General features: G+C 36.1%; 7 protein-coding genes. 2 read left to right on the top strand and 5 right to left on the bottom strand.

What is annotated here, in order from left to right:
- Nucleotides 1-130 precede the first annotated feature (130 nt).
- Both ACUXEY_RS17695 and ACUXEY_RS17690 read right to left on the bottom strand, forming a co-directional pair.
- Nucleotides 131-1,720: an N-acetylmuramoyl-L-alanine amidase gene (locus ACUXEY_RS17695; RefSeq protein WP_429600899.1), complete on the bottom strand. Its 1,590-nt coding sequence runs from the start codon at nt 1,718-1,720 to the stop codon at nt 131-133.
- A 240-nt stretch (nt 1,721-1,960) separates the two neighbouring features.
- Nucleotides 1,961-3,010: a M42 family metallopeptidase gene (locus tag ACUXEY_RS17690; protein WP_461301249.1), complete on the bottom strand. Its 1,050-nt coding sequence runs from the start codon at nt 3,008-3,010 to the stop codon at nt 1,961-1,963.
- 126 nt (nt 3,011-3,136) lie between these two features.
- On the opposite strand from ACUXEY_RS17690, the gene ACUXEY_RS17685 reads away from it, so the two are divergent.
- A complete protein-coding gene (locus tag ACUXEY_RS17685) occupies nt 3,137-3,313 on the top strand; it encodes a hypothetical protein (protein WP_461301248.1) in 177 nt (58 codons plus the stop codon).
- 21 nt (nt 3,314-3,334) lie between these two features.
- Here ACUXEY_RS17685 and ACUXEY_RS17680 read toward each other — a convergent pair whose 3' ends face one another.
- The 3 genes from ACUXEY_RS17680 to ACUXEY_RS17670 form a co-directional block, all read right to left on the bottom strand.
- Nucleotides 3,335-3,661, bottom strand: coding sequence for a nucleoside triphosphate pyrophosphohydrolase (locus ACUXEY_RS17680; RefSeq protein ID WP_429600902.1), 327 nt, complete (start codon nt 3,659-3,661; stop codon nt 3,335-3,337).
- A gap of 17 nt (nt 3,662-3,678) precedes the next feature.
- Nucleotides 3,679-3,996, bottom strand: coding sequence for a hypothetical protein (locus ACUXEY_RS17675; RefSeq protein WP_429600903.1), 318 nt, complete (start codon nt 3,994-3,996; stop codon nt 3,679-3,681).
- A 265-nt stretch (nt 3,997-4,261) separates the two neighbouring features.
- On the bottom strand, nt 4,262-5,050 hold the full coding sequence (locus ACUXEY_RS17670) for an enoyl-CoA hydratase (protein ID WP_461301247.1): 789 nt from the start codon (nt 5,048-5,050) through the stop codon (nt 4,262-4,264).
- Between the two features lie 299 nt (nt 5,051-5,349).
- Between ACUXEY_RS17670 and ACUXEY_RS17665 the strand changes: the two genes are divergently transcribed.
- Entirely contained in the window at nt 5,350-6,729 is a 1,380-nt protein-coding gene (locus tag ACUXEY_RS17665; protein WP_461301246.1) for an O-antigen ligase family protein, read from the top strand.
- Nucleotides 6,730-6,732: the final 3 nt, after the last annotated feature.

The raw sequence follows: 6,732 nt of genomic DNA, 5'->3' as shown, positions 1-6,732 counted from the left end.
TTCTAAATTCTATGATTTTATATTGTTTTCTTTCACTAAAATCAAAAAAGATTCCGGAGTGTTGGGAACCCCTTCAGGGTTTCCCAACACTCTGTAAAAGAGACTGCCATTGGCAATCTCTTTTTATTTATTAACGGAAAGAAGATACGTTATTACCCTTCGCTTCGTAATAATCTAAAATACCTTGATAAATCGCTTCTGCTGCAGCTTGTCTCTGTTTTGGTGTAGCAATTTTATCTGCATCACTTTTATTATCTACAAATGCTAATTCTGTTAATACAGCTGGCATTGTATTTTCTCTAGTTACGTATAAGTCCTGATGTCTTATACCACGATCTTTTGTTCCAAGTGCTGCTACAAGACGGTCTTGAATTTTTTGTGCTAATAACATACTGTCTTCTACATGCGGATTCGTTACTTTTGCTCTTGCTGACTGATAATATAATGTTTCTGTTCCTTGTCCATTTTTCTTTTCAGAACCATTGGCATGGATACTTACAAAAATATCTCCATTATGTTTCTGCGCAAATTCTACACGTTTCTTTAATGAATCAGGACCACTTGTTCCTGGACGTGTATTATCTGTACGAGTGAACATAACAGTAAATGGTGCCTTTTGCTCAAATACTTTCTTTAATCGTAATGATACATCTAATACAGTTTCACTTTCTTTCTCATAATAACCAGGATTACCCGAGTCAATTCCACCGTGACCTGGATCAATAATAATCGCTTTACCTTCTAAGAAGTTCTCTTGCTTCACTGGGTTTAATTGATTTTTATCAACCCACTGGAAACCAGCGCCTACGCGGATACGAATCCAGCTGCCACTCTCTTCCATAATCGTTACTGTTTGTGCATTATATGTACCTAGCACTTTAGAACTATGTGAAGCTGTTTCATATGCAGTAAAGTCTTGATTAATCGTTTCTGTTTTTTCTTGTATAGGTGTCCACTTCTCACCTTTACTCGTTACAATTTTTAACCAGCCGTTTGCTCTTTGTTCTTTCACTACAACCATTTGTGGCTTATGCTGAACATCAGTAATACCAGATGATAATGATGGTTGATGATATGTAATAAAGTTTCTGTTCATATACATTCTTTTTGATGTATCTGTTTTATTTTGATCAGCCATCGCAATGAACTGAGCTGCTTCTGCACGAGTTACAGTTCCTTCAGGATTCCAGCCGTTTCCCGTACCTTTAGAAATCTCTAAAGCTACTAAAATATTAGCTTGTTTCTTACCCCAATGAGGTCCCAAATCTTCAAACTGTGTTGGAAGTTCTCCAATAATTTTCTTATCTAATGAGTATGCTTGTACTAACATAGATGCCATAGATGCACGGTTAATTTTGCTGAATGGACTGAAATTACCAGTACCATCTCCACTAATTACACCTGCTTTTTCCACTGCAGCAATGTACGGAGCTGCCCAATGGTTTTGTGCATCTTTAAAAGATGGCTTTGCTTTTGGATCGATTGGTAAACCAAGAACGACTGCTAAAATTTTTGCAGCTGATCCTCTATCTACTGCTTCAGATGGAGAAAATGTTCCATCTGGCTTTCCATCAAGCGCTTTTTTCCCTACTAAATAATCAACTGATTCTTGCGCCCATGTAGGAACATCCGAAAACTTCTTCGCTGCTGCGAAACTACTTACTGGAGACGATAATAAACTTGCGGCTAAAATACCTGCCGCGACTGCACGATACTTCATAAAAAATAATACTCCTCTCAACAATCATCTTTTAATAACGCGTAATCTTAATATATAAATCAAAGTAAACTCAGACAAAAAAAATTAGTGCGCCTCTATCATTTTATAATACTCGAATTATGTAGTAAACCTACTTTCTTAATATTGTAAAATAAATTACAATTAATTTACTTTTTGTTAAATACAGTCGATTTCTCTGCAAACAAAAAATAGGCTACTAGAGGTAGCCTATTTCTTTTCTTATTCTGCAATCATCTCTGATAATACATATGCATAAACAAGTGCTTCTGTATGTGCAATCGAACTTTCATGTGTACGCTCAAATGCATGAGAAGAATCAATACCCGCTCCAATTAATGCATGTTTCACATCAAATCCAGCGTGAATCGCAGCTGACGCATCCGATCCATAGTACGGATAAATATCTACTTTATATTCAATATTGTTCGTCTTCGCAAGCTCTACTAAATGTTTACGCAGCGCATAATGATACGGACCGCTAGAGTCTTTTGCACAAATAGATACTGTATATTCGTCAGATGCTTGTCCATCACCTAACGCTCCCATATCAACCGCTAAATACTCAACCGTTTCTTCTGGAATATTAGAGTTACCACCGTATCCAATCTCTTCATTATTAGAAATTAAGAAATGAGTTGTATATGGTAATGTTATGTTTTCATCTTGTAATCTCTTAATTAATTTTAATAAAATCGCAACACTTACTTTGTCATCTAAATGACGTGATTTTATGTATCCACTCTCTGTAATTTGAACGCGAGGATCGAATGAAACGAAGTCTCCTACTTCAATTCCTAATTCGCGTACTTCATCAGCTGAAAATACACGCTCATCAATACGAATCTCAATATTTTTCTCGTCGCGTTTCGCTTCACCTGCATCTTTATATACATGGACAGATGTTTGATGCATTAAAATCGTTCCTGTATACGTCTTACCGCTTGATGTTTCAATTTCGCAATATTCCCCTTCTACAGAGTTCCAGCGAAATCCACCAATCATAGAAAGACTTAGACGACCGTCAGGCTTAATTTCTTTCACCATCGCACCTAATGTGTCAACGTGTGCTGTTAATAAACGGTGCTGTGCATCATTTTTCCCTTTTACCGTTAAAATAAGAGCGCCCTTATTGTTACGCTTCGTTTCTACGTTCCACTCACTTACATAGTTTTCAATAAAACGGATGATTTTTTCTGTATTCCCAGACGGACTTGGAATAGAGACAAGCTCTTTAATCAGTTCCATCGTTTCTTTCGCATGATGTGCCATTGTCGTTTCCTCCTCATTTTTTCTATTATTTAGTATACAAAATTTGCTAGAAAACCTCTACTTATATAGCTCAATTTTCTAAATTGTAGTAAAATTCATTTTAGTATACAAAAGGAGTTATAAAATATGAATATATCCAAAAAATATATACACATTGCACTCATTTGGTTTTTAGCATCATTACTTTGTTTACAAGTTTCTTATGCAGTTCACACTACTACTTCTATTACGATTGGCTGGGTATTAACAGCTATCTTCTTTATTAGCTTAATTGTAACAAAAAAGCATAGCGTTACTCACTAACACTATGCTTTCCCTATAAAACTATTCTTCTGAAACATCTAATAAATAAATGCCTCTTTCAAACCCACCGCGCTCTATTTCTTTTTTCTTACGAAGACGTTCTACATCTTCAATTGTTGCACCTTCTGCACGCGCTAAAGAGATAATTACTTCCAGTGCATCCGCAAGAGAATCAAGCGCATGTTCACGCTCTTTCATAGAAGCAAATTCACGAATCTCTTCTGTTCCAATTTTCGCTAAAGCTTGTATGTATGCGTGTCCTGTTAATTTTTGTGCTGTATATGTTTTTCCAGACATTAAAATCTTCTCTGGAACACGGTCTCTTACTAACTTGTTATACGCTGACATCATTCATCCTCCTATGTTTAATAACATCCGAGCTCTGCTTTATAGAAAAACCATTTCTTCTTCACGCATGCACTAAGCATATCAATTCCTGATCCATGTGCCCTTACGTGAGGAAAAAAATAGTGTTCTGATTCTTCTTCCTTACCATATAAAGTTTGGTACTCAGCTGGAATTGCTTCTTTTTTCACATCTTTTTCTTTCGTCACTTCGCCAGAAAACGCAACGCTTGGATGCCCTTCAAAAAATAGAGCAGTTCGCACCGCCATAGATGGTGTACTATGTAAAGCATAATATGCTATTACAATCATGCCGATAACACCGATAAGTTTCTTCATATATTACTCCTTAAAAAAAGTGCTAACACAATTATACTAAAATGTGTTAGCACTTTCTCCCCTTTATTCTAAATTAACCGGTAGTAAAACTATCATTTATTCAAATTTCACTTTATCCCGCTTTAATGGGTAGTAAGACCCCCACCTCAAAATTCAGCGAAAGCAAAGAATTTAGGTGGGGGTCGGGCTGCCCATAAAAGTCCGATTGGTGAGGGCTAATAATCAGTGGGGGATGAAGAAAACCCCCACTGATTAAAGTTTCACTTTATTCCCCTTTAAATGCTGGCAAACGCTTTTCTAAAAACGCAGTAATGCCTTCTTTATGATCCGCTGTTTGTCTCATCGCATATTGACCGCGTTTTTCAAGTTGCAACGTTTGTTCTAAATTAGAACGATTGACTTCACATAAAATTTGCTTCGTTTGAACCATTGCTTTGATCGGTTTTTGTGACCATTCACTAATTTTTTGCTTCACAGCTGTTTGGAAATCCTCACCGATTACTTCATCAATTAAACCGATATCAAGCGCTTCTGTCGCTGATAATTTCTTTCCTTCCCAAATAATTTGCTTCGTCATATTTTCACCAACGCGCTTTTGCAGGAAGAAATGGCCGCCACCATCTGGAATTAAAGCGATTCCAATAAAGTTCATCGCAATAATGGATGAAATATCCGCCATCACATAGTCAGCTGTTAATGCAATACTTAATCCAAGACCAGCAGTTGGTCCATGAATCGCACTAATCACAAGCTTTGGCATCGTATATAAAGTCACAACAACTTCAGAAATAGTATTCATAATACCATCAAACTTGCTCTCATCATTGCTTGAAAGCATCGATTTAATATCTCCACCCGCAGAAAAACCGCGGCCGTTCCCGCATAACACAACAATATGCGCAGAACTCTCCGCTACTTCTTTCAGTTTTTGCAATAGCTCTTTTAACGTTGGCTCATCTAATGCATTTAACACCTCTGGGCGATTGACCATAACCGTTGCAACGTGCCCTTCATATTTCACAATGACAGATTCTGTTTTACTTGTTACTTCCATTATATATACCCCTCTTTTCTACATAAAGATTATACTTATATAATTATAGAAAGAAGGTAAAAAACCCTTCTTTTTTCTTAATTTTCTGTCTAATAATCTCATATTATGTATATAGCCTTGTATAAAACATACAATTTCGTTGAAAAATATAGCAATTAAAGTCGGTTTATCGCCTCTTCTCATCTATTTACCATTACAATGAAATGGTGTATTCTTAAGTCTGATATAAAAAGAAATTCATTCCCCTTCCTATTAATAGAGGGGTGCTGAAATAAAGGAATGAAGAAATGGAGGAACATATGGTTACTAAGTTAAAACAGACGGCTAATTCCTTCCCGCATTTCCTACTGCTATTCATCGTGTTTCAACCAATCTTAGATTTATTAACATCTTTTTCAATCTATGTATTACACATGAGCGCAACAGTCGGAATCATAGTCCGTTTCGCCTTTATGCTTCTTGCATTAGGTTATCTACTTCTTCACCATAAACAACAAGGCGCGAAAAAGTATATTCTTTATTTATGTCTCTTTGGCATCGTACTCGCAATCGGCCTTGTGAATAATTTAATGGTTAAATCTCCAGTTTCATTTGGAGAAGAAGTGAAATTTATTTTGAAAAGTGTATATCCAATTGTACTACTGTTTGGATATATTATCGCACTAAAGGAATTAAAAAATAACGAATATGTATTTCATAAAATGATTACCTATTTCTTATATGCAACATTAATTTTGAGTATTTCACTCATTGCAGCGATGGTAACGGGTACAGACTTCCAAAGCTACCCGCACTCAAAGATCGGTTCAAGAGGCTGGTTCTTTGCGGGGAATGATTTAAGTGCTATTTTTGCAATTATGTTCCCAATCGTTGTCTTATACTCAATTCATAAAACAACGTCTTTCTCGAAATTCTATTACTGGATTCCAACTGTACTCGCAATGTATGCAAGCCTTATGGTCGGAACGAAAGTAGGATATGGTGCAATCATTGTTACGCTCGGCGTTGCACTACTATTCTCATTCATTCAATATATGATGCATCGTAAAAAAGAAGGAAAAGGATTCACATATCTTGTAAACACAGTTGTTGCTGCTGTCGTATTAGGTGGTTTACTCGTTCTTACACCGCAAACTCCTATCGCCAAAAACATGAGCATTCACTTACAAATATATGAATACAAAAAATCAGTACAAGAAGAAAAAGACCGAAAAGAAGGTAAAGAAGTTCAAGAAGAAGAACATAAGCAAGGCGAACTAACAGACTCTGAAATGAAAAGTTTAATTTATAGTGATCGTGACAAGTTTTTAAAAGTATACAAACAATACTATAAAGAAGCACCACTATCTCAAAAACTATTTGGAATGGGCTACGCTGGTAACTATACAACGAAAATGAAATTAGTCGAAATGGATTTCCACGACCTATTCTTTGCATTCGGAATTGTTGGTTTCCTTATGTACTTACTGCCGCTTCTTTATTTCGGTATAAAAATATTCATTCGCTTGATTACAAACTTCAAGAAACTATTTAGCGTAAAACATATGCTACTAGCTAGCACACTCGTCTTATCACTCGGTATCGCCTTTATGTCTGGACACGTGTTAACAGCACCAGCCGTTAGTATTTTCTTCGTTGTAATACTTGCTTACTTAATTGTTGATTTAGAAATAGAATAGAAA

The organism is Bacillus sp. F9_6S_D1_P_5, assembly GCF_054823925.1.
Note: the sequence above shows the minus strand (reverse complement) of the source record. Positions and strands in the feature narration are given on the sequence as shown.